Below are 20806 nucleotides of genomic sequence, written 5' to 3'. Positions count from 1 at the left end.
CCAGTCCCATCAACTGGGCAAACGCGATGCGGCATGTGCGTTTGAGCGTGAGCGACGAGGCGTGCGTGCGTTCGAGCGTGCCCGGCGGTCGGGTGCGTGCGTTCGAGCGTGAGCGATGAGCCGTACGCGGGCAATGGCGCGCGTGACGCATGGCGTGCACGGCAAACGTCAGGCGAGAGAGGCGCGCCTCACGCCTCGAGGCAGGCCCCCAGCATGAGCTCAAGCCCACGCGTGGCAACGTCCAGCGACATGCTGGGCACGTCCGACCCAAGCGCCGCAGCCTGCTGGGGCAGGTAGGGCAAGTGGACGAAGCCGCCCCTCACGCCCGGCCTCCCGCCGCGCAGGCAGTCCAACAGGCAGAAGAGAAGCTCGTTGCACACGTAGGTCCCGGCCGTGTACGAGACCGCCGCAGGCACGCCGCCGTCAGCGGCCGCGCGCGCCATGCCCGCCACAGGCAGGGTGGAGAAAAGCGCGTCCGGGGCACCCTCGAGGATGCGCTCGCCAAGGGGCTGCCTGCCGGCGTTGTCCGGAATGCGTGCGTCACGCCAGTTGATGCCCACGAACTCCGGCATGACCTTGGAGCGCCCGCCCGCCTGGCCCACGCAGAGCACCAGTTCGGCGTCACAGGCCTCCAGCTCCTCGCGCAGCCTCGCGAAGGCGCCGCCGAACTCCACGGGAAGCACGACGCGCACGAGCTCCCTACCCAGGATGGTATCCGGAAGCGATCGGACCGCCTCCCAGGACGGGTTAGTCGCCTCTCCCCCAAAGGGCTCGAAGCCCGTGACAAGAACCTTGCCCATGGTACCGCCTTCCGACGCTCTCTTGCGTCCGCATGATACGACAGCGCAGGTCCTGGACGAGGTGCCTCTCCCCTGCGCTATGCTCTTTGCAACGAACGGCTACGCAAGAGAGGCTGGCATGAAGGCGGCACCCAAGGCACCCAAGCAGATTTCCCTCATCTGCGGGCTGGGAAACCCCGGTCCCGAATACGCCGAGACCCGACACAACGCGGGCTTCGCGACCGTCGACCTGCTGGCCGAGCGCGCGGGCGTGCGCTACTGGAAGAGCCAGGCGGGCTGCGACGTCGCGCGCATCGGCTGGACGTCGGCGGGAGAGGCGCGCGAGGTCGTCCTCGCAAAGCCGCAGAGCTACATGAACACCAGCGGCGGCCCGCTCTCGAAGCTCATGAGGGAGCTGCGCGTGGGACCGCAGGAGGTCCTGGTGGTCCACGACGAGGTGGACCTCCCGCAGGGCCAGGTGCGCGCCAAGTTTGGCGGTGGCCTCAACGCGCACAACGGACTCCGCTCCGTCGCGGACAAGCTGGGCACGCGCGACTTCGCCAGGCTGCGCTTCGGCGTGGGCAGGCCCCCGGGAAAGATGAGCGTGGCAGACTACGCCCTCCGCCAGCTCAAGGGCGGCTTCCTGGACGAGTTCAGGCTCACCGCGCAAGACGCGGCGGACCTGGCCGAGCGCTGCCTCGACGGGAACGTGAGCTGGGACTAGACGACGCGTACGACTGGCACGTCCAAACGGACAGCGCTGGAACGGCCGGGCGTCTTCGCGCGACCGCATTCCGGGGGAGGGCAACGCATGGAAACCGACAAGCTCGAGGCGTTCTCGGATGGCTGCATCGCCATATTCATCACCATCATCCTCCTGACCTTCCACGCCCCCGACGGCGGGACCTACCGCGACCTCCTCGCCTTCGTCCCCAGCCTCCTCTGCTACCTGATGAGCTTCATCGTCATCGCCATCTACTGGGGCAACCACCATCACCTCCTCCACGTCATCAAGAACGTGAACGGCAAGGTGATGTGGGCGAACCACGCCCTGCTCTATGCCGCGGGTGCCATCGTGTCGCTCTGGCTCCCGTGGGTCGCCCTCGCCATGTACTTCATCGTCAACGTCATCTGGTTCGTCCCCGACTGTCGCATCAGCAGGGCGCTGGACGCCCGTCCGGAGTAGGACCGGAACTCCCCTGCGGCAACGGCCGCGACGCCCCTCTCACCAGAGCTGAATAAATCGGCAAAAGGCGAAGTTACGTACGCAAGCGGACCCTTTGAGCATAAAATGGACGAGGCCGCCGCAATTGGGGGAGAGCGGCTCGCCAGTCCGCTGTACGAATGATGCTTCAGGAGAGGAGCCATTTGATGTACAAGATCCTCGAGAAGACTCAGTTCTCGGAGAAGGTGTTCAAGTTCCGCATCGAGGCGCCCGAGATGGCCAAGCACGCGCATGCCGGCCAGTTCCTCATGGTGCGCGCCAACGAGAAGGGCGAGCGCGTGCCGTTCACCTTCGCGGACTGGAACCCCGAGGAGGGCTGGGTCGAGTTCATCTTCATGGTGATCGGCAAGACCACCCAGATGCTCTCCAGCTACGAGGCGGGCGACGAGCTGCAGGACGTCACCGGACCCCTGGGCCAGCCCACCGAGATGGGCCCCGGCAAGTGGGCCGTCATCGGCGGCGGCGTGGGCCTGGCCATCGCCTTCCCCGTCGCGCGCCAGCTCGCGGCAACCGGCCACGAGGTCCACGCCATCATGGGCGCCCGCACCAAGGACCTGCTGCTGCTCGAGGAGCAGTTCCGCTCCATCCTGCCCGAGGACCACATCCACATCACCACGGATGACGGCTCCTATGGCGAGAAGGGCGTCGTCACCGCACCCCTGGAGCGCCTGCTCCAGGACAAGGCCGTCGACCAGGTCTTCTGCGTCGGCCCCGTGCCCATGATGAAGTTCTCCACCCTTACTGCCGAGAAGTACGGCACCCCCATCATCGCCTCGCTCAACCCCATCATGGTCGACGGTACAGGCATGTGCGGCTGCTGCCGCGTCGAGGTGGACGGCCAGACCAAGTTCGCCTGCGTCGACGGCCCCGACTTCGACGCCACCAAGGTCGACTGGAACGACCTGCGCGCCCGTCAGGCCGCGTACCGCACCGAGGAGGGCCAGTCCCTCAAGGCCTATGAGGAGGCGAACTGCGCATGCCAGAGGTAAACGGCCGTTGGGTCGCCGACATGAAGGCGCCCCGCACCGCAGACAACGAGGAGCCCGCCGCTGAGCGCGCGCTCGACTTCCGTCCCGTCGACAAGGGCTTCACCGAGGAGATGGCCGTGGCCGAGGCCGCGCGCTGCATGAGGTGCAAGAAGCCCCTCTGCGTCCAGGGCTGCCCCGTCAACATCAACATCCCCGCCTTCATCGAGGCCATCTACGACAAGGAGTACGGCAAGGGACTCGACGTCATCCGCGAGCAGTCCATGCTCCCCGCCATCTGCGGCCGCGTCTGCCCGCAGGAGAGCCAGTGCGAGGGCATGTGCATTCGCGGCAAGAAGGGCGATCCCGTGGCCATCGGCCAGCTTGAGCGCTTCCTGGGCGACCAGCCCGAGCTTGCCAGCGCACCCCAGATGGCACCCAAGAACGGCATGAAGGTCGCCGTCATCGGCTCCGGCCCCTCCGGCATCACCTGCGCCGGCGAGCTGGCCCGCAACGGCTTCGACGTCACCGTCTTCGAGGCCTTCTTCACCGGCGGCGGCGTGCTGGTCTACGGCATTCCCGAGTTCCGCCTTCCCAAGGCCGTCGTCAAGCGCGAGATTGACGGGCTCAAGGAGATGGGCGTCAAGTTCGAGTTCAACTCCGTCATGGGCCGCCTGGCCGACGCGGAGGAGCTCCTGGGCGAGAAGGGCTTCGACGCCATCTACGTGGCCACCGGCGCCGGACTGCCCAAGTTCCTCAACATCCCTGGCGAGAACCTGCCCAACGTGTTCTTCGCCAACGAGTACCTCACCCGCGTCAACCTGATGAAGGCCAACGGCTTCCCCGAGTACGACACCCCCACCAAGCACGGCAAGAACGTCGTCGTCTTTGGCGGCGGCAATGTGGCCATGGACGCCGTGCGCACCGCGAAGCGCCTGGGTGCCGAGCGCGCGGTCATCGCCTACCGACGCACCGAGGACGAGATGCCCGCCCGTAAGGCCGAGCTGCACCACGCCAGGGCCGAGGGCGTCGAGGTCATGCCCCTGGTCTCGCCGCTGGAGTTCGTCGCCGGCGAGGACGGCAACGTCTGTGCCGTGCGCGTGCAGAAGATGGAGCTCGGCGAGCCCGACGACTCCGGCCGCCGCCGCCCCGTGCCCATCGAGGGCGCGATCGAGGAGATTCCCTGCGACGTGGCCATCTCGGCCATCGGCACCAACGCGAACCCCTTCGCCAAGCTGATCGGCGGCATGGGGCTCAACAAGTGGGGCTACATCGAGGCCGACGAGAACGGCCAGACGAGCAACCCCAGAATCTGGGCCGGCGGAGACATCGTCACCGGTGCCGCCACCGTCATCCTGGCCATGGGCGCCGGCAAGAAGGCCGCCGCTGCCATGACCGCCGCGCTCACCGGCAAGGGCGAGTAGCGGGCGAGACACGCGGCGCGGCAGGCACGCAGCGTACTCGGCTTCGTGCAGGCGAGAGGAGCCCACGAAGTTGGATTGAGACTCGGACCCCGACGGAGGGTTTTCTCTCCGCCTGGGTCTTTTTGTATGCGGACGATAGGCGACAGGGCGCGAGTGCGTCGAACGCGCGCACTTGGGCAGCAAGTACGTCCAACGCGCACAATCTGACCGCGGCTACGTCGAACGCGCGCGCAAAACTCCCGAGTACGTCGAACGCGTCTCTCGCCTCGCAAACCCGCAGGTAAAATTTCGCGCTCAGACGCGTTGGACGTAGTCGACGATTTAACTGACGCGTTGGACGTAGTCGCGAAGCCAATCGACGCATCGGACGTTGTGGGAGGGGGTCGGAGCACCGTCGTGCATCAAGCACGCTCCAACGCACGTCTCCACGTGTCGCGCACGCCCCAACGCACAGCTAATTCATCCCGCACGCCCCAACGCACATGTCGAAAAATTTGACCTGCACTTTTACGACGACACCTGTGCGCAACTGCGTGCTCGATGACAATGGCGTGCGTTGGCGCGTGTCCGGCGCAAGCGAGTGGCACGCACGCCCAGCCCCCACTACAGCTTGAAGCTATGCAGGCGCATCGTCTGGCCGACCAGGCGCTCCGGGTCCCAGGTCTGTCCCGACCTCACCGACGAGTACGGGTCGCAGATGGACACGCTCCCGTCCGCGTTCCAAACCGTGAGCACGATGAAGTGGCCCGCCGTGGTGAAGTCCCCCGGTCCCACGTTGGCGATGAGCACGTGCCCGCTTTGCAGCTCAGCCTTGATCACCTCGACCGACCTGCCCACCTCCCGGCACTCGAGCCCGTAGCACTCCGCCGCCGTGGGGATGAAGTCGCCGTAGGTACCCGCGTCGTCGTCCACCATGTCGAGCTCCTGCGCCAGCTCGCCCGCAACGCCAGGCGTAACGTCGGTCTTCCCCGTCACGGCCATGTACACCATCGAGAACGACGTCGGACAGCAGCCCGTGGTGCCAAAGTCTCGGCCGCAGTACTCCGTGTAACCCCAACGCTTGTCCCACTGGTACAGCCGGGGCACGACGCCCTTGGTCACGCCGGACGCATACTCCTCGGACCTGGCCCGCGGATAGCTCTCTGGCAGGTCCGCGACGAAGTCGATGGCAGCGGGGTCGTCCGCCGCCAGCTTGAGCAGCTTCTGCTGTTCGTACGCGCCACCGTTGCCCACCTTCGCGTAGGCGTCAAGATTGTCCAGCGCCTTTGCGACGCGAACATCCTCGCGCCCCAGCTCCTGCAGGCGAGAGGAGAGCTGCGCGTCGAAGCTCGCAGGCAGCTGCCAGCTCCGGACATCGGCCACCTCGCCCGCGGACCCCGCGTCGGACGTCGCCCGCCCGCTGCCGCCTGCGCCACCGGCCACGCATCCATGCACGCAGGAGCCCAGACCCAGCAAGGCTAGCACCAGCAACAACGCTCCCAAGGCCATCACGCCGTACGAGAGCGGCCTGGCATCGATGAGCCAGAGCAGAGACCTTCTGAGCCAGCGATGCAGGCGACGGGCCATGCGCTGCGGCCGGGGAGGCATCCTCCTCACGGCAGCGGCGAGCGGACGTCGCACGGCAGAGCGCGCGGTCGCCCTCCTGGAGCGGACGCGGCCATGGCGGGAGCCTCTCTCCCCTTGCCCCCTATGCCTTCCCTCACGTCTCAAGTCATGGACTCCAAAGCGCGGCGCGCCGGGCTACCCCCTCATCCAGCTCTGGTCGGAGGGGTCGTCACGGAAGGCGAGCAGGCGAGCCTTGTCGCCAGGCTCGATGTAGCCCTCCTCCTCGGCCACCTCGACCAGCGCGTCCAGGTCGCAGAGGCTGGTGTTGGTGACGTTTGCCGCAGCCAGGCGGTCAAGCCCGCGCCGCATGCCGTAGGTGAAGATGCTCACGACGCCCAGGACGTCCGCGCCCGCCTCCCGCAGGGGGTTGACGCAGTCCAGGACGCTTCCACCGGTCGAGATGAGGTCCTCGATCACCACGACCTTCTGGCCAGGCTCGAGGCGACCCTCGATCTGGTTCTGGCGCCCGTGGTCCTTGGCGGAGCCACGAACGTAGCCCATGGGGATGCCCAGGCGGTCCGCCGCGATGGCGGCGTGCGCGATTCCGGCGGTGGAGGTGCCCATGAGCATCTGGACCTCGGGATACAGCTCCTTGGCGGTAGCGGCAAGCGCCTCGTCCACCAGGGTGCGGACCTCGGGATAGCTCAGGGTCAGGCGATTGTCGCAATAGATGGGGCTCTTGATGCCGGAAGCCCAGGTGAAGGGCTTGTTGGGCCTCAGGAACACGGCCCTGATGGAAAGGAGCGCCTTAGCGATGTCCTGCTTGCTGGTCATGGGAGCCTCCAAGTGCTCGTGGTTTCCTGCCGTACCGTTGCGTGCGGGCGGGCCCTCGACCGCATGGGACCCGCCGACCGGTGGAACTAACTAGCTCGCGAGCCCCAGACGACGTGACAGCTGGGGCCAGAAGGCCGTGAGAAGGGACGCGATGCCCGCGACCCAGGGCCAGGACGTGAGCTCGAGAGGCTTCGCCAGGGCCAGCGCCTGACCCACCTGGCTGCCGCCCACACCTGCCGCGAGGGACTCGATCTGCCCGTTGGCGAAGATCACGCAGGCGCACCACAGAAGCGAGAGCGCCCCCACGCCAACCATCAGGACCTTCTGGAGGTCGACGGCGCCCTCGAGCGCCCGCAGCCTGTCGTTGCCGGCCACCTTGAGGAAGGGCCTGACGATGCAGAAGCACAGGGCGACGAGCATGAGCGCCCAGACGACGAAGGCGACGGTGACGACCGCATTGAACGTGCCAATCTTCGAGAGCACGCCCGCGGTGGTGAGGTCGACGTCACCAGCGCCCGCCATGAGGCCGGCGAGGCGGTTGAGCTGGCTCACGGTGCCACGCAGCTCGGGCATGTTCCAGCTGCCCCTGAAGAGCGAGAGCATCCTCAGGGCGTCGGGCGACACCCCGCCCATGAGGTACGCGATGGGGCTGGACGACGAGCCCATGGCCGAGGCGGTGAGCTTGATCAGGGGTGACGTGACACAGGGCATGATGAGCGAGAGAAGCGCCACGGCCTTGCCTGCGAGGGTGACGATGTCGCCGGTCCCATATGCGTGACGCGCGCCGGGAGCGGTCGCGCCGGCGGCAGGCTCGGCTGCGGCCACATAGGGGTCGGGGGCGGCTTGGGCGGGAACGGGATTCGCTGCCTGCGCGGGCACCGCAGACGCCGGCTGCGCAGGCTGCGCTGGCTCCGCCGCAGGCTGCACCGGTCGTTCGACGGCCTCCGGATGGACCGTCACCGCGTCCTGAGCCGTCACCTCGGGCCGAACGGAAACGGGCCTCTCCCCTGCCTCCAGCCTGAACCCGCAGTTGCCACAGAAGGCCTGACCGGGCTGGACCTCGTTGCCACAGTTGGGACAGAACAAGACGGCTCCCCTCGTCGCATGCGCCGTAGGGCCGCACGGCGGCCTCGTCCTACTGTATCGCAGTCGAGAGGCGCCGATGGCCTGCACTGCGGCCAACAAGGCCTCCGGCGCGGGGCGCCAGCGGACGGCTGGCTAGCGGTTCGCCTTCAGCGTGGCGAAGATCCGCGTGTTGTGGCGCTTCACGAAGCTGATGAAGCGACCCTCCCGGTATGCCATGGCGACGTTCTTCTCCCGTATGGGAAGGAGCATGAGGGCCATCATCTTGGTGCGGGGACGCGCGACAGCAACCGCCAGCTGGGCGCGCTCGCTCGTGATCATGCGCTCGATCTGGGCGAGCTTCTCCTTCGCGTCCAGGGAGCACTGGGGGTTGCAGACGTTCTCTATGCAGCCCACGAGACGCTCGATGTAGCGCCTCTGCACGACCTCCATGCTGGCGGCGTCGCCCTCGAGCCCCCAGTGGCGATAGAGCTCCAGCATCCAGCCGTGCTCCTCCTCGCGCTTGTCGTACATGTCGGGGCGCCAGCGGGCGGTCTCGGACTCGCTGCGCTGCCTGATGAAGTGGTAGTACGGCGTCTCCATGACGCCCACCCGCTCCACGTCGCGCACGAAGTCGAGCACGTAGGGGAAGTCGTCCCAGAAGGTGGGACGAAAGCGCAGGCCCAGCTCCTCGATGCGGGAGCGCAGGAAGATCTTGTTCCATGGGGCATAGAGCTGGTTGGCGTCGAAGAGCTCCCAGGCGGAGGTCCTGAACTCGCGCTGCGTGTCGTACACGCGGGTGGGGCAGCTCTTGAGCTCGGTGGTGTGCTGCCCGTCGTCACCGTAGTAGGTGTCGATGTAGAAGCCGGCAACGGCAAGCTCGAGCTGGCCGGCCTCGGCAAACTCGTACATCTCTTCCAGCATGCGGGGTTCGGCCCAGTCGTCCGCGTCGAAGAACATGACGTACTTGCCGCGGGCGCGGTCGAGGGCGAAGTTGCGGGCCGCGGGGGCGCCGCCGTTCTCTTGGTGGAAGGCAGTGACGCGGATGTCGCGGTCGGCGATGGAATCCAGGATCTGGCCCGTGCGATCGGTGGAGCCGTCGTCCACCACCAGGAGCTCGAAGTCCGCGAAGGTCTGGTGCTGGATGCTTTCGACGGCACGGCGAACATATCTGTCGACGTTGTACGCCGGCATGATGATCGAGATCTTGGGTGCCTTGGGCGTCATTCCAAGCGTCTCCAGACAACGTCGTCAGCTCGTCCACGGGCGAGGCTTCGTGTCAGGTTGCCCGTGCTCACAAGCTGAATTATGGCCCAGCAGGTGGCAAACGTTGTGACGAGGGGGTGAAGGGCGCAGATTACAGACTAAGCACAGAAGCGAGAGGGACGGCGGCGATTTCGTCGAGCATGCCGTTGCGCTCACGTTTGGCTGTCACGCGCGTTTGGCTTCGACGTGCACGCCGTTACGCACGTCTCGTTCCATTGCCCACGCCGTTGCGCACGGCCAATTCATCGAGCACGCTGTTGCGCACAGGCGGGCCCACAAAAGCGCAGATAGATTTTCTCGCCTTGTGCGTTCGAGCGTGATTGATGGCAAGCGCGTGCGTTCAAGCGTGCTTGGTGCCGGCGACGCTCGCGTCCTGAGGCGCGACCTGGCGGCAGGCGCGTGCGTTGGAGCGTGCTCGACGGCGGATGCGTGCGTTTGAGCGTGCCCGATGCAACAGTAGCACAGCGCCAGCCCGACACACCACCTACGACGTGGGGCGAAGCGTGCCCACGAGCAACCCGAGCTCCGTCTGGCGGATGCGAGACCAGCTCCCGCCGTCGCCGTCGTCCTCCGCGTCCGCCGGCGCATCCTTTAGGTCGAGGTTCTCGACGCCGATGGACTGCACGAGCTCGACCACATCGAGCAGCTGCGACGTGCTCATGTCGGTGGAGATGTTGGAGAAGAGCCCGGATGCGCTATCCAGCAGCGCCGATACGCCAGAGTTGCGCAGCCCCCTCACCTGGTCCCAGAGCTCGTCCGTCGCCACCAGGACATGGGTCGCCCTGATGTTGCATGCTGCGGCAAGCGGGGCGATGCAGCTCTGGGCGCCCTTCGCGGCAAAGAGCTCCTGCAACGTGCTCGCGCCAGACGCGTCCTCGACGCGCACGTCGAGGGGAATCTCGACCAGATAGCCCTTGCGCTTGGTTGCGTCGAGCGAGAGGAGCTGCGCCCTCTGCAACGTGGGCGCGCTCTTCCTGACGTCGTCCACCGTAAGCACCAGGATGTGGGTGAACACGTCGTCCGACGCCTCGTAGCCCTCGTCGGGGTCCAGCGTCTCCGCCTGCGTGCTGATGCCGCTGCCAAGGCCTGCGTCACCCACGCGGCCGTCAGCGTTCGCGCACCTCCAGAGCTGCGTCAGGAGTGCCGCGAGCCCTGCCGCCAAGACGAGCAGAACGGCCAGCGCGACGAGGTTGCGATGCGCGGACTCGCGCGGAACGTCACTGCGCTCGAAGCGCTCGCGCCTGTGCGGCATGGGACCTCCCCTCGCAGTGGCGGCGCAACGTTGTTCTCCCCTGCACTATAGGGCATGAGGGCTGGGTGGCGCAGGGGTCGTGGGCTGATGGCAACCCGGCAACCCAGACGCGAAGGCCCGGCCAAGGGCGCCGAGGCTACTCCCAGGGAACGAGCGCCCCTTCGTCGTAGCGCACCGCCTCGAGGCAGAGGCCCTGCGCGGGAGCCGTGGGTCCAGCCGCCGACCTCTGGCGGGCCTCGAGGGCCCGAGAGAGCCACGAGGGGTCCCCTGTGGCCGCGCCCCACCTCGACCAGGCTGCCCACCATGATGCGGACCATGTTATGGAGGAAGGCGTTGCCCTCAACGTCCACCACCACCAGTCGCTCTCCCGCCTCGACGACCTCGCCCGCCTCGACCCGCGTGAGGCGGCGGCAGGTGGAGCGGCCATCCGCCTCGAGCAGCTGGGCCGAGGCCGCCTTGCAGAAGCTCTTGAAGTCGTGCTCCCCCAGCAGGGCGGAGGCCGCCTCGTTCATGGCGGCGACGTCAAGCGCGGGGACCCCGCGCAGCCACCAGCTGTGATCCCAGGCGAGGACCGGGCGCGCGGGGCCAGGGCAGATTCGGTAGCGGTAGCTCCGCCCCCGCGCGTCGAAGCGGGCGGAGAAGCCCGCCTTCGCGCGATAGATGCCGGCGATGGATATGTCGTCCGGCGTGAGCGCCACGAGGGAGGCATGGAGCCTGCGGCCCTTCAGGAGCTCCTCACCCGGCTCGAGGGGAAGGCTCAGGAACTGCGCGAGGGCGCTCACGCCCGCGTCCGTGCGACCGGCGCACTCGAGCTCCACGGGGCGGCGAAGGACGGTTTGCAGGGCGCGCCTCAGCTCGCCTGCCACCGTACGCTGTCCCGGCTGCTCGGCAAAGCCGGCGAAGCCCGCCCCACGATAGCCCAGCCTGAGGACGAGGGTGCCCGCGGACGCCCGCATGACGCCGTCGCCTACGGAGGTCGTCTGGTCTGCCTGCATGTGAGCTCCTTCTGGAAAAGTCGTCAGGCGGTCGAGCCTAGGATAGTGCCGGCAGCACGATTGCCGCCACGAGCAGGGCGAGGGACGTGGCGAGCGAGAGGCGCTCCCTTGCTCCCCAGGTCTCGCCCTGCCGCCACGGCTGCCCCGAGCCCGAGGCGTAGCAGCGGTCGCGCAGGGCCTGGGCGAGTTCGTCGGAACGTCGGAAGAGGGCCACCACCAGAGGAATCATGACGGCCGCGTAGGCTCTGAGCCTGCACGCGGGACCCCCCTGGTCGAAGCGCACGCCACGTGCGCGCTGGGCACGCACGATGAGCGCGAACTCCTCCTCGACCTCCGGGATGAACCTCAGGGCGACCACCACGACCATGGCCACGTCCCCCACGGGAAGCCCCAGCCTCCCCAAGGGCGAGAGACCCCGCACCAGAGAGCGGCTGAGGCTGCTGGTGCTCGTCGTGGACGTCATCACGAGCACCAGCCCCACCATGAGCACGATGCGGCACACGGCCATCCCGGCGCGCGCGAGCCCCGCCCAGCGAAGGCCCACGCCCCCCATGAGGCCAAGGTCGAAGCTCCCGTCCACCACGAGGCCGTTGGCAAGCAGCGAGAGCACCAGCAGCACGGTCGCAGGCCTCAGGGCAAGGAGCAGCCTGCCCAACGGAAGGCGACACGACGCCAGGAGCGCGAGCAGTGCCACCCCCAGGAGCGCGAGCCCCTCCCAGCCCGGGGCAGCCATGGCCGCAAGCGAGAGGAGCAGGAGGCAGGCGACCTTCGCGCCCGCCGCCAACCCGTCGAGCCATGACCCTGCGGCGGCGTACCCGCCGAGCACGCGCGTCCTAGGCATGCAGGGCCTCCCTCAGGCGCAGGTACAGTGGCAGTCCCAAACCCGACGCCCCCAGCGTGCCAGGCTGGCGCTCGAGCTCCGCGGCGCGGCCCTGCCAAACCACGCGACCCGCGCGAAGCAGGCAGACGTCGTCCGCCAGGGGCAGCCACTCGTCCAGGTCGTGCGAGACCACCACGACCGCGGCCCCCTTGCCCACGAGCTCGCCCACCAGCCCCTCGAGGCGCACGCGCGCCGCACCGTCCAGACCCGCCGTGGGTTCGTCGAAGACGTAGGCGCTCCTTCGCATGGCGATGACTCCCGCCAGGGCCACGCGGCGCCTCTCCCCTCCCGAGCCTTCCAGGGACGAGAGGGGCCAAGCCTCCTCGCCGACCCCCATGCGGCGCAGAGCATCCTCCGCCGCCCCGCGCGCGTCCGACGCGCTCGCCCCCAGGTTCCTGGGCCCCAGGCTCACGTCCTCGAGCACCGTCGCGCAGAAGAGCTGGTCCTCGGGCCTCTGGAAGGCCAGCCCCACGTCCGGGGGCCTGACGGGCCTTCCCAGAAGAGTCACCTTGCCCCCGTCGGGCTCGAGCACCCCCGCAGCGACGAGGCTTACCGTAGTCTTGCCCGACCCCGACTCGCCCGCCAGCAGCGTGAGCCTGCCACCCCGAGCAACCAGGGAGACGTGGCTGAGCGCGGGCGCCCCCGCCTCGTAGCTGACGCTCACGTCATCGAGCGCGAGCTCGACCCCGGCCGGAGGGCGCGAGGCCTCGCCGTCGCATCGCCTGCCCGTGGGTTTGCCCCCCAAGGACACGTTCACCCAACCTACAGGACCACAGGCGTCTCGCCGCAGGGCCCCGGGCTGCACGCACGCGCCGTCGGCTCTCCCTTCGACAAGCCCGCGCAAGGTCGTGGCGTCGGCCGCAAGAGCCTCCCGTGGCTCGACGCCCCGACGAGCCAGGGCATTGAGGGCGTCAGCCGAGTCCCCCAAGACCCCCGCGCGCGCAAGGAGCGCCGCATCGGAGAAGAGCTCGAGCGGGCGCCCCTCCCAGCAGATGCGGCCCGCCTCCATGACCAGGACGCGATCGGCGGACGCGATGTCCTCCGGCAGGTGGGACGCCAGCAACATCCCCACGCCCCGTCCCGCGAGCACGGCGAGCGATGACCTGATCCCCTGGCGGGCGCGCGGGTCGAGCTGGGCGCAGGGCTCGTCCAGCATCAGGTACGACGGGCCCATCGCAAGGACAGCCGCCAGGGCGACGCGCTGCATCTGCCCGCCCGAGAGCCCCATCGTGCGACTGCGGGCGAGGTCCTCGACGCCACAGAGCCGCAGCGCCTCACGCACGCGACGTCCAAGCTCCTCTCCCCCGATTCCGAGGTTCTGGGAGCCGAAGGCGAGCTCCTCCTCCACGAGCGAGCTCACAAGCTGGCCGCGGGGGTCCTGGCGGAGGATGCCGACGCCCTCTTGGAGGAGACGGGCCCCGTCCCTGCCGGCGGACACCCCATCGACCAGAATCTCGCCAGAGCTTGGGCTCACCCCTCCCTTGCAAAGCGAGAGGAGCGTGGACTTCCCCGAGCCGTTGCGCCCCACCAGGGCGACACGCTCGCCCCTCTCCACGCGAAGGGAGCAGTCCCTTACCGCATCGCGACGGGCACCCGCGTAGCGATAGCTCACTGACCTCAGCTCGAGCATGTCACCCCCTAGAGAAGAAGGGAGGCCCGCTTTCGCAGGCCTCCCTGGCATTGCGTCCGTTGCAGGAAGGACGGAGCTACTCCGCGCTCTCCTCGGCAGCCTCGGGCTCGCTGGCCTCGGGCTCGACCTCGGCCTCAGGAGCGGCCTCGGCAACCTTCTCGACCTTCTTGACGGTCGTGGCGGCCTTCTTGGGCTGGACGGGCTCGGTGACGAGCTCGATGATGGCGACCTCGGCGGCGTCACCCTTGCGGGGGCCAAGCTTCATGATGCGGGTGTAGCCACCGTTGCGGCCCTCCCACACGCCCTGGGCGGCCTTCTCGAAGACCTCGCGCACGATCTCCTTGTCGCCGACCTTGGCGATGGCGAGGCGACGAGAGGCGAGGTCGCCCTTCTTGGCCCAGGTGATGACCCTGTCCACGTCGGGACGGATGGCCTTGGCGCGGGGCTCGAGGGTCTTGATGCGATCGTTGGCAAGGAGTGCGGCAACGAGGCTCTTCTTCATTGCCTTGGTATGGGCGGCATCGGTGCCGAGCTTCATACCCCTCTTCTTGTTGTGTCTCATGGTCTAGCTTCTCCTCTAAATGCTGTGTCTAGTCCTTGAGGCCCAGGCCCATGGCCTCGAGCTTGTCCTTGACTTCCTCGATGGACTTGACGCCAAAGTTGCGAATGTTGAGCAGGTCGTTCTCGGAGAACTCGACCAGCTGGCGGACGCTGTGGATGCCCGCACGCTTGAGGCAGTTGTAGGAGCGGACGGAGAGGTCCAGGTCCTCGATCTGCTTGTCAAGCTCGGTGCTGTCCTCCTCGATGCCGTTCGAGAAGATGGAGACGTCCTCGACGGGCTCCTCCTCGTCGGCCAAGCCCATGAAGGCACTCATGTGCTGGTTGACGATGTTGGCGGCCTCGACGACGGCGTCGCGGGGCGAGAGGGAGCCATCGGTCTCGACCTCGAGCACGAGGCGGTCGTAGTCCGTGTGCTGCCCGACGCGGCAGGGCTCGACGGCCTTGGCGCAGCGGCGCACGGGGGAATACAGAGCGTCGACGTGGATGAGGCCGATGGGATCGCCCTCGCGCTCGTTCTCGTCACCGGACACGTAGCCGCGGCCCATGCCGATGCGCATCTGCATCGAGAGGTGGGCACCCTCGCCCAGGGAGCAAATCACGTGGTCCTTGTTGACGAGCTCGAACTCGGCGGGAACCTTGAAGTCGCCGCCGCACACGGTGCAGGGGCCATCGACCGAGATGGTGGCCGTGGCCTCGTCGCCCGTGCCCATGGGACGGAACACCAGGCCCTTGACGTTGAGCACGATGTCGGTGACGTCCTCGTAGACGCCTTCGACGGTGGTGAACTCGTGCTGGACGCCGTCGATCTGGATGGCCTCGACTGCCGCACCCTCGAGGGAGGAGAGCAGCACGCGACGAAGGGAGTTACCGAGGGTGTTGCCGTAGCCACGCTCCAGCGGCTCAGCGCTGACGCGGGCGACGTTCTCGGAAATCTCCTCGACAGACACCTGCGGTCGGATGAATTCTGACATGAATACCTCCTACCGGTGTGGGCTTACTTGGAGTAGAGCTCGACGATGAGCTGGGCGTCGATGTCCAGGTCGATCTGGTCGCGGACGGGAGTCTGCAGGACGGTGCCGCGCAGCTTCTCGATGTCGACCTCGAGCCAGGCGGGAACGGCCATGTGCTCGGAGGAGACGATGGCCTCCTTGATGGGGAGAAGGTCCTTGGCCTTGGGGGCCACGGCGACGACGTCGCCAGCCTTCACCTGGTAGGAGGGGATGTCCACGCGGTGACCGTTCACGGTGACGTGGCCGTGGTCGACGGTCTGGCGGGCCTCCTTGCGGGTGCGGGCGAAGCCGAGGCGGAAGACGACGTTGTCGAGACGGCTCTCGAGCAGGCTCATCAGGTTGTCGCCGGTGACGCCCTCGCCCTTCATGGCCTTCTCGTAGTAGCCGCGGAACTGCTTCTCCAGGACGCCATAGATGAACTTGGCCTTCTGCTTCTCGCGCAGCTGCTCGCCGTACTCGCTCTTCTGGCGACGGGTGCGCCTGGGCTGGCGGTTGGACTTCTTGTTGATACCCATGACGATGGGGTCGATTTCAAGCTGGCGGCACCGCTTGAGGACAGGGGTCCTATCAATTGCCATTGCTACTGTCCTTCCTTACTACACGCGACGGCGCTTGCACGGACGGCAGCCGTTGTGCGGGATGGGGGTCTTGTCCTGGATGCCCGAAACCTCGAGGCCGGCGGCCTGGAGGGAACGGATTGCGGTCTCGCGGCCGGAGCCGGGACCCTTCACGAACACAGCCACCCTGTGCAGGCCGTGCTCCATGGCCGCCTTCGCGCAGGCCTCGGCCGCGACCTGGGCCGCGAACGGGGTGCTCTTGCGGGAGCCCTTGAAGCCGACGGTGCCACCGGACTGCCAGGCGATGACGTTGCCCTGGGGGTCGGTGATCGAGATGATCGTGTTGTTGAACGTGCTCTTGATGTGGGCCTGGCCCACGGCGATGTTCTTGCGCTCGGCGCGGCGGATGTGCTGCGTGCGCTGGTTCTTCTTCTGCGGCATTGTCTCTCCCCTACGCCTTCTTCTTTGCACCGATCTGGCGACGCTTGCCCTTGCGGGTGCGCGCGTTGGTGTGGGTGCGCTGGCCATGGACAGGGAGGCCCTTGCGGTGACGGAGGCCGCGGTAGCAGCCGATCTCCATCAGGCGGGCGGTGTTCTGCCTGACGGCGCGGCGCAGGTCGCCCTCGATGGTGAAGTTCGCGTCGATGTAGTCGCGGATCTTGGTCACCTCGTCCTCGGTGAGATCCTTGACGCGCGTGGAGGGGTCGACGCCGGTCTCGGCGCAGATCTTCTTCGCGCTGGTGGCGCCGATGCCGTACAGATACGTAAGACCGACCTCAGTGCGCTTCTCGCGCGGGAGGTCGACACCGTTGATACGTGCCAACTTCGAGCTCCTCTCTTAGCCCTGACGCTGCTTGTGGCGAGGGTTCTCGCAGATCACGTAAACCTTGCCATGGCGACGGACGATCTTGCACTTGTCGCACATCTTCTTGACCGAAGGACGCACCTTCATAGTCTCTTCCTTCCGGTAGTGCTTGTACGAACTGGTACTGCCGAGGCAAGTCAGGTGGAAGCTGGCCTGCCCTATCTCCTCGCCCAGCCGCAGGCGTGAATATCTGGAGTCTTGGGGTTACTTGTAGCGGTAGGTGATGCGACCCCTGGTGAGGTCGTACGGGGAAATCTCGACCACCACGCGGTCACCGGGAAGGATGCGGATGTAGTTCATCCTGATCTTGCCCGAGATGGTGCAGAGGATGGTCTTGCCGTTTTCGAGCTCCACGTTGAACATGGCGTTGGGAAGTGGCTCCACTACCTTGCCCTCAAGCTCGATGCCGTCCTGTTTGCTCACCGTGCCTACTTTCTCCCTGTGAATCACAGCGACTGATAATCATACGGAATGCAGGGAAATCGGTCAAATTCACACGCCCTTCGCACACGCCAGGACCACAGTCGGCAAAAAGGGGCCGATCGCGGCTGCGACCGGCCCCGAAGGCCTCTCCCACAAGGCGGGTGCGAGGCGTTTGCCTACTCGCCACCCTGCATGCTGCACCAGGGCCCGACCTCGTCCTGGGTCAGGATGACGGGACCGTCCTCGGTAATCGCCACGGTGTTCTCGTAGTGGGCAGCCTGCAGGCCGTCGTCGGTCACCACGGTCCAGCCGTTCGAGAGGGTGTGGTTCTCGTAGGTTCCCAGGGTGATCATGGGCTCGATGGCGATGACCATGCCCGCCTGCAGCCTCACGCCGCGGCCCTTCTTGCCATAGTTGGGCACGTTGGGGTCCTCGTGCATGACGCGACCCACGCCGTGGCCCACGTACTCGCGCACGACCCCGTAGCCGTTCTTCTCGGCCAGGCTCTGCACGGCATAGCCGATGTCACCCAGATGGTTGCCGGGGACCGCCTGCTCGATGCCCGCCTTGAGACAGTCGCGAGTCACCTCGCAGAGGCCCTTGACGGCGTCGGAGGGGGTACCCACGTAGAAGGTCCAGGCGTTGTCTCCCACCCAGCCGCCGAAGGTTGCCCCCGTGTCGACGGAGATGATGTCGCCGTCGTTGAGGAATACCTCGGGCGAGGGGATGCCATGGACGATCTGCTCGTTGACGGAGGCGCAGATGCTCCCGGGGAAGCCGCCATAGCCCTTGAAGGTGGGGATGGCGGAGTGCAGGCGGATGAAGCCCTCGACCGCACTGTCTATCTCCTTGGTCGAGACGCCGGGCCTGACCATGCTGCCCGCGAGGCGAAGGGCCTGCTTGGAGAGCGAGCCCGCCATCTTCATCTGCTCGATGTCCGCTTCAGACTTGATCTTGATCATAGGCTCAGGAGGGCCTTGACGTCGGCATACACCTCGTCCACAGGCCTGTCTCCATCGACCTCCTTCAGGATTCCGTGGCCGCCGTAGTACTCGATGAGCGGGGCGGTCTGCTGTTGGTAGGTGTCGAGGCGCTTCTTGATCGTCTCTGGCTTGTCGTCGTCACGCTGGTACATCTCGCCACCGCAGCGTGGGCAGACGTCCACGCCGGCGGGCGCGGTGTAGCCGCAGGAGCGGCAGGTGCGCCTCTGGCTCAGGCGCTCCACGATGACCTCGGGCTTGACGTCCACGAGGAGCGCCGCGTCGAGGTCGACTCCCATCTCCTTGAGCTCGGAGTCGAGGACGACGGCTTGCTGGGTGTTGCGGGGGAACCCGTCCAGGATGAAGCCCCTCTTGGCGTCGTCCTCCTGGAGACGTTCCTTGACCAGGTCGACGACGAGCTGGTCCGGCACGAGCTGCCCCGCGTCCATGTAGCCCTTGGCCTCGATGCCAAGCTTGCTCTGGGCCTTGACCGCGGCACGCAGGAGGTCTCCAGTGGAGATGTGCGCCACGCCGTAGTCGGCGACGAGCCTCTGGGCCTGGGTGCCCTTGCCCGCGCCGGGCGCGCCGAGCAGAACGATGTTCATGCGGGTTCCCTTCTTCCTCTGGGTGAGCGATGGAAGCGCGACTTCGCGGCGGGCGCGTTCGCCGCCGCATGACAATCCACAGTTTACCCACCTAGGGGCATGTGGTCTCATGCGATCCAAAAGACCATCCACCGCCACCCGTGCCCGCCGCCGCACATGGAAGAGGGGCGGCCACCGGAGTGACCGCCCCTCTCGCCTGAAGCTGCCCACGAATGGCCTACTTGAAGAAGCCCTCGTAGTTGTGCATCTTGAGCTGCGACTCCAGCTGCGAGATGGTGTCCATCGCCACGCCGACCATGATCAGCACCGAGGTGCCGCCGAAGGCCTGCATGAGGGTGTTGCCCGTCACGGCGAAGAGGATCGACGGCACCACCGCCAGGGCGGCCATGAAGAGGGCGCCAGGAAGCGTGATGTGGTCGAGCACGCTCTTGATGTACGCGGCGGTGGCGCTTCCGGGACGGACGCCCGGGATGAAGCCACCCGCCTTGCGGAGCTGGTCTGCCGTCTCGTCCGGATTGAACACCATGGCGGTGTAGAAGTACGCGAAGAAGACGATCAGCACCACCGAGAGGACCCAGTTGACGACGCCGGAGCTCAGCATGTTGGCGAAGCCCTGGATCCAGCGCACGTTGGGGAAGAACACGGCAAGCTGCGCCGGGAGGTACAGGAGCGCGGAGGCGAAGATGATGGGCACGACGCCTGCGGTGTTCACCTTGATGGGCAGGTAGGTTGCCTGTCCGCCCATGACCCTGCGCCCCACGACGCGCTTGGCGTACTGCACCGGGATGCGGCGCTGGCCGCGCTCGATGTAGACGATCACGGGAATGATCGCGATGATCACCAGCAAGGTGACCACCGTTGCGATGATGCCCGTGGTGGAGGTGCTCACCGAGGCGGTGAGCGAGTGGGGCAGGCCTGCCATGATGTTGGCGAAGATAATCAGGGACATGCCGTTGCCGATGCCCCTCTGGGTGATGACCTCGCCGAGCCACATGATGATGATGGCACCGGTGAGGAGCACGCCCACGATGATCAGGTTCTCGATCATCTCGGGGAAGCCCATGGCCGAGAAGTCGATGCCGTAGCTCTTGAAGAGGAACAGGTAGCCGACGGCATTGATAAGGGCCAGGACGATGGTGAGGTAGCGGGTGTACTGGGTGATCTTGCGCTGTCCGCTCTCGCCTTCCTTAGCGAGCTCCCCAAGGGAGGGAATCACCGCCTGGAACATCTGGAGGATGATCTGGGCGGTGATGTAAGGCATGATGCCGAGGCTGAACACGGAGACGCGCGAGAGCGCGCCTCCGGAGAACAGGTTCAGCACGGCAATGGCACCGCTGCTGGACGCGGCCGCCTGGAAGGCGGCAAGCATGCTGGCAAAGGGCACGCCGGGGGCCGGCAGGTAGGCGCCAAACCTATATAGGAGAAGGATCCCGGCCGTGACCAGGATCTTCTTCCTGAGCTCAGGAATGCGGAACGCGTTTGCGATTCCGTTTAGCACGCCTGCTCAACCTTTCCGCCAGCCGCCTCGATCTTGGACTGAGCAGAGGCGGAAACCTTGTCGACCTTGACGGTGAGCTTCTTGGTGAGCTCTCCGTCGCCGAGGACCTTGACGGGGATGTAGTCGTGCTTGATGACGCCCTTGGCGACGAGGGCCTCGCCGTCGACGGTCTCGCCATCGGCGAAGAGGGCTTCGAGGCGCGCGACGTTGACGGGGGCGTACTCGACGCGGTTGCGGTTGGTGAAGCCGGGGAGCTTGGGCAGGCGCATGGCCAGGGGCTGCTGGCCGCCCTCGAAGCCGGCGCCCTTGCCGCCGCCAGAGCGGGACAGCTGGCCGTTCATGCCGCGGCCAGAGAAGGTGCCGTGCCCGGAGGAGTTGCCGCGGCCGACGCGCTTGCGCGCCTTCTTTGCACCCTCAGCGGGACGAAGATCATTGAGCTGCATTGGATGA

24 protein-coding genes and 1 pseudogene are annotated in these 20806 nt (G+C 66.9%); 4 read left to right on the top strand and 21 right to left on the bottom strand.

Translation table 11 applies throughout. The annotated features are described in order from the left end of the window. Positions 1–188 precede the first annotated feature (188 nt). Positions 189–800 (bottom strand): pyroglutamyl-peptidase I, encoded by a 612-nt coding sequence (gene pcp, locus HMPREF1008_RS03615; protein ID WP_009278477.1) that lies wholly within the window; start codon positions 798–800, stop codon positions 189–191. A gap of 118 nt (positions 801–918) precedes the next feature. On the opposite strand from pcp, the gene pth reads away from it, so the two are divergent. From pth to gltA, 4 genes are all read left to right on the top strand, one after another. Then, entirely contained in the window at positions 919–1503 is a 585-nt protein-coding gene (gene pth, locus HMPREF1008_RS03610; RefSeq protein ID WP_009278476.1) for an aminoacyl-tRNA hydrolase, read from the top strand. A gap of 87 nt (positions 1504–1590) precedes the next feature. After that, positions 1591–1965, top strand: coding sequence for a TMEM175 family protein (locus HMPREF1008_RS03605; RefSeq protein WP_009278475.1), 375 nt, complete (start codon positions 1591–1593; stop codon positions 1963–1965). Between the two features lie 185 nt (positions 1966–2150). Then, positions 2151–2993, top strand: coding sequence for a sulfide/dihydroorotate dehydrogenase-like FAD/NAD-binding protein (locus HMPREF1008_RS03600; RefSeq protein WP_009278474.1), 843 nt, complete (start codon positions 2151–2153; stop codon positions 2991–2993). After that, on the top strand, positions 2981–4393 hold the full coding sequence (gene gltA, locus HMPREF1008_RS03595) for an NADPH-dependent glutamate synthase (RefSeq protein WP_009278473.1): 1413 nt from the start codon (positions 2981–2983) through the stop codon (positions 4391–4393). The genes HMPREF1008_RS03600 and gltA overlap by 13 nt, the downstream gene beginning before the upstream one ends. A gap of 603 nt (positions 4394–4996) precedes the next feature. Here the strand turns inward: gltA and HMPREF1008_RS09815 are convergent. The 20 genes and pseudogenes from HMPREF1008_RS09815 to rplO form a co-directional block, all read right to left on the bottom strand. Next, positions 4997–6013, bottom strand: a complete 1017-nt coding sequence (locus HMPREF1008_RS09815; RefSeq protein WP_232202826.1) for a C39 family peptidase — start codon at positions 6011–6013, stop codon at positions 4997–4999. Positions 6014–6133: 120 nt separating this feature from the next. After that, positions 6134–6772: an orotate phosphoribosyltransferase gene (pyrE, locus tag HMPREF1008_RS03585; RefSeq protein WP_009278471.1), complete on the bottom strand. Its 639-nt coding sequence runs from the start codon at positions 6770–6772 to the stop codon at positions 6134–6136. Between the two features lie 90 nt (positions 6773–6862). Further along, the gene (locus HMPREF1008_RS03580; protein WP_009278470.1) at positions 6863–7858 is read right to left on the bottom strand and encodes a zinc ribbon domain-containing protein; all 996 of its coding nucleotides are present in this window, start codon (positions 7856–7858) and stop codon (positions 6863–6865) included. 132 nt (positions 7859–7990) lie between these two features. Beyond that, positions 7991–9061 carry a glycosyltransferase gene (locus tag HMPREF1008_RS03575; protein ID WP_009278469.1) on the bottom strand — a complete coding sequence of 357 codons (1071 nt, stop codon included), beginning with the start codon at positions 9059–9061 and terminating at the stop codon, positions 7991–7993. Between the two features lie 523 nt (positions 9062–9584). Next, on the bottom strand, positions 9585–10199 hold the full coding sequence (locus HMPREF1008_RS03570) for a hypothetical protein (protein ID WP_232202875.1): 615 nt from the start codon (positions 10197–10199) through the stop codon (positions 9585–9587). Positions 10200–10488: 289 nt separating this feature from the next. Further along, complete coding sequence (locus tag HMPREF1008_RS11055) at positions 10489–10779, bottom strand: hypothetical protein (RefSeq protein ID WP_369750397.1); 291 nt, start codon at positions 10777–10779, stop codon at positions 10489–10491. Next, a pseudogene (locus HMPREF1008_RS03565) lies at positions 10679–11308 on the bottom strand (tRNA pseudouridine(38-40) synthase TruA); the annotation flags it as partial. The pseudogene HMPREF1008_RS03565 and the gene HMPREF1008_RS11055, both read right to left, overlap by 101 nt. A gap of 76 nt (positions 11309–11384) precedes the next feature. Then, complete coding sequence (locus tag HMPREF1008_RS03560) at positions 11385–12188, bottom strand: energy-coupling factor transporter transmembrane protein EcfT (protein ID WP_009278466.1); 804 nt, start codon at positions 12186–12188, stop codon at positions 11385–11387. Further along, a complete protein-coding gene (locus tag HMPREF1008_RS03555; protein WP_009278465.1) occupies positions 12181–13857 on the bottom strand; it encodes an ABC transporter ATP-binding protein in 1677 nt (558 codons plus the stop codon). The genes HMPREF1008_RS03560 and HMPREF1008_RS03555 overlap by 8 nt, the downstream gene beginning before the upstream one ends. A gap of 76 nt (positions 13858–13933) precedes the next feature. Beyond that, the gene (gene rplQ / locus HMPREF1008_RS03550; protein ID WP_009278464.1) at positions 13934–14419 is read right to left on the bottom strand and encodes a 50S ribosomal protein L17; all 486 of its coding nucleotides are present in this window, start codon (positions 14417–14419) and stop codon (positions 13934–13936) included. Positions 14420–14447: 28 nt separating this feature from the next. Next, positions 14448–15389 carry a DNA-directed RNA polymerase subunit alpha gene (locus HMPREF1008_RS03545; protein ID WP_009278463.1) on the bottom strand — a complete coding sequence of 314 codons (942 nt, stop codon included), beginning with the start codon at positions 15387–15389 and terminating at the stop codon, positions 14448–14450. Between the two features lie 23 nt (positions 15390–15412). Further along, positions 15413–16006: a 30S ribosomal protein S4 gene (gene rpsD, locus HMPREF1008_RS03540; protein WP_009278462.1), complete on the bottom strand. Its 594-nt coding sequence runs from the start codon at positions 16004–16006 to the stop codon at positions 15413–15415. Between the two features lie 18 nt (positions 16007–16024). Further along, positions 16025–16426: a 30S ribosomal protein S11 gene (gene rpsK, locus HMPREF1008_RS03535; RefSeq protein WP_009278461.1), complete on the bottom strand. Its 402-nt coding sequence runs from the start codon at positions 16424–16426 to the stop codon at positions 16025–16027. A gap of 10 nt (positions 16427–16436) precedes the next feature. After that, positions 16437–16808: a 30S ribosomal protein S13 gene (gene rpsM, locus HMPREF1008_RS03530; protein ID WP_009278460.1), complete on the bottom strand. Its 372-nt coding sequence runs from the start codon at positions 16806–16808 to the stop codon at positions 16437–16439. 15 nt (positions 16809–16823) lie between these two features. After that, on the bottom strand, positions 16824–16937 hold the full coding sequence (gene rpmJ / locus HMPREF1008_RS03525) for a 50S ribosomal protein L36 (RefSeq protein ID WP_009278459.1): 114 nt from the start codon (positions 16935–16937) through the stop codon (positions 16824–16826). 117 nt (positions 16938–17054) lie between these two features. After that, positions 17055–17273, bottom strand: coding sequence for a translation initiation factor IF-1 (infA, locus tag HMPREF1008_RS03520; protein ID WP_009278458.1), 219 nt, complete (start codon positions 17271–17273; stop codon positions 17055–17057). A gap of 176 nt (positions 17274–17449) precedes the next feature. Further along, positions 17450–18235: a type I methionyl aminopeptidase gene (gene map / locus HMPREF1008_RS03515; protein WP_009278457.1), complete on the bottom strand. Its 786-nt coding sequence runs from the start codon at positions 18233–18235 to the stop codon at positions 17450–17452. Continuing rightward, positions 18232–18858, bottom strand: coding sequence for an adenylate kinase (locus HMPREF1008_RS03510; RefSeq protein WP_009278456.1), 627 nt, complete (start codon positions 18856–18858; stop codon positions 18232–18234). The genes map and HMPREF1008_RS03510 overlap by 4 nt, the downstream gene beginning before the upstream one ends. A gap of 217 nt (positions 18859–19075) precedes the next feature. Continuing rightward, entirely contained in the window at positions 19076–20356 is a 1281-nt protein-coding gene (gene secY / locus HMPREF1008_RS03505; protein WP_009278455.1) for a preprotein translocase subunit SecY, read from the bottom strand. After that, a complete protein-coding gene (rplO, locus tag HMPREF1008_RS03500) occupies positions 20350–20799 on the bottom strand; it encodes a 50S ribosomal protein L15 (RefSeq protein WP_009278454.1) in 450 nt (149 codons plus the stop codon). The genes secY and rplO overlap by 7 nt, the downstream gene beginning before the upstream one ends. Positions 20800–20806: the final 7 nt, after the last annotated feature.

Source organism: Olsenella sp. oral taxon 809 str. F0356, from assembly GCF_000233535.1.
Classification (GTDB): domain Bacteria; phylum Actinomycetota; class Coriobacteriia; order Coriobacteriales; family Atopobiaceae; genus Olsenella_I; species Olsenella_I phocaeensis.
This window is presented reverse-complemented; position numbering and strand designations above follow the sequence as displayed.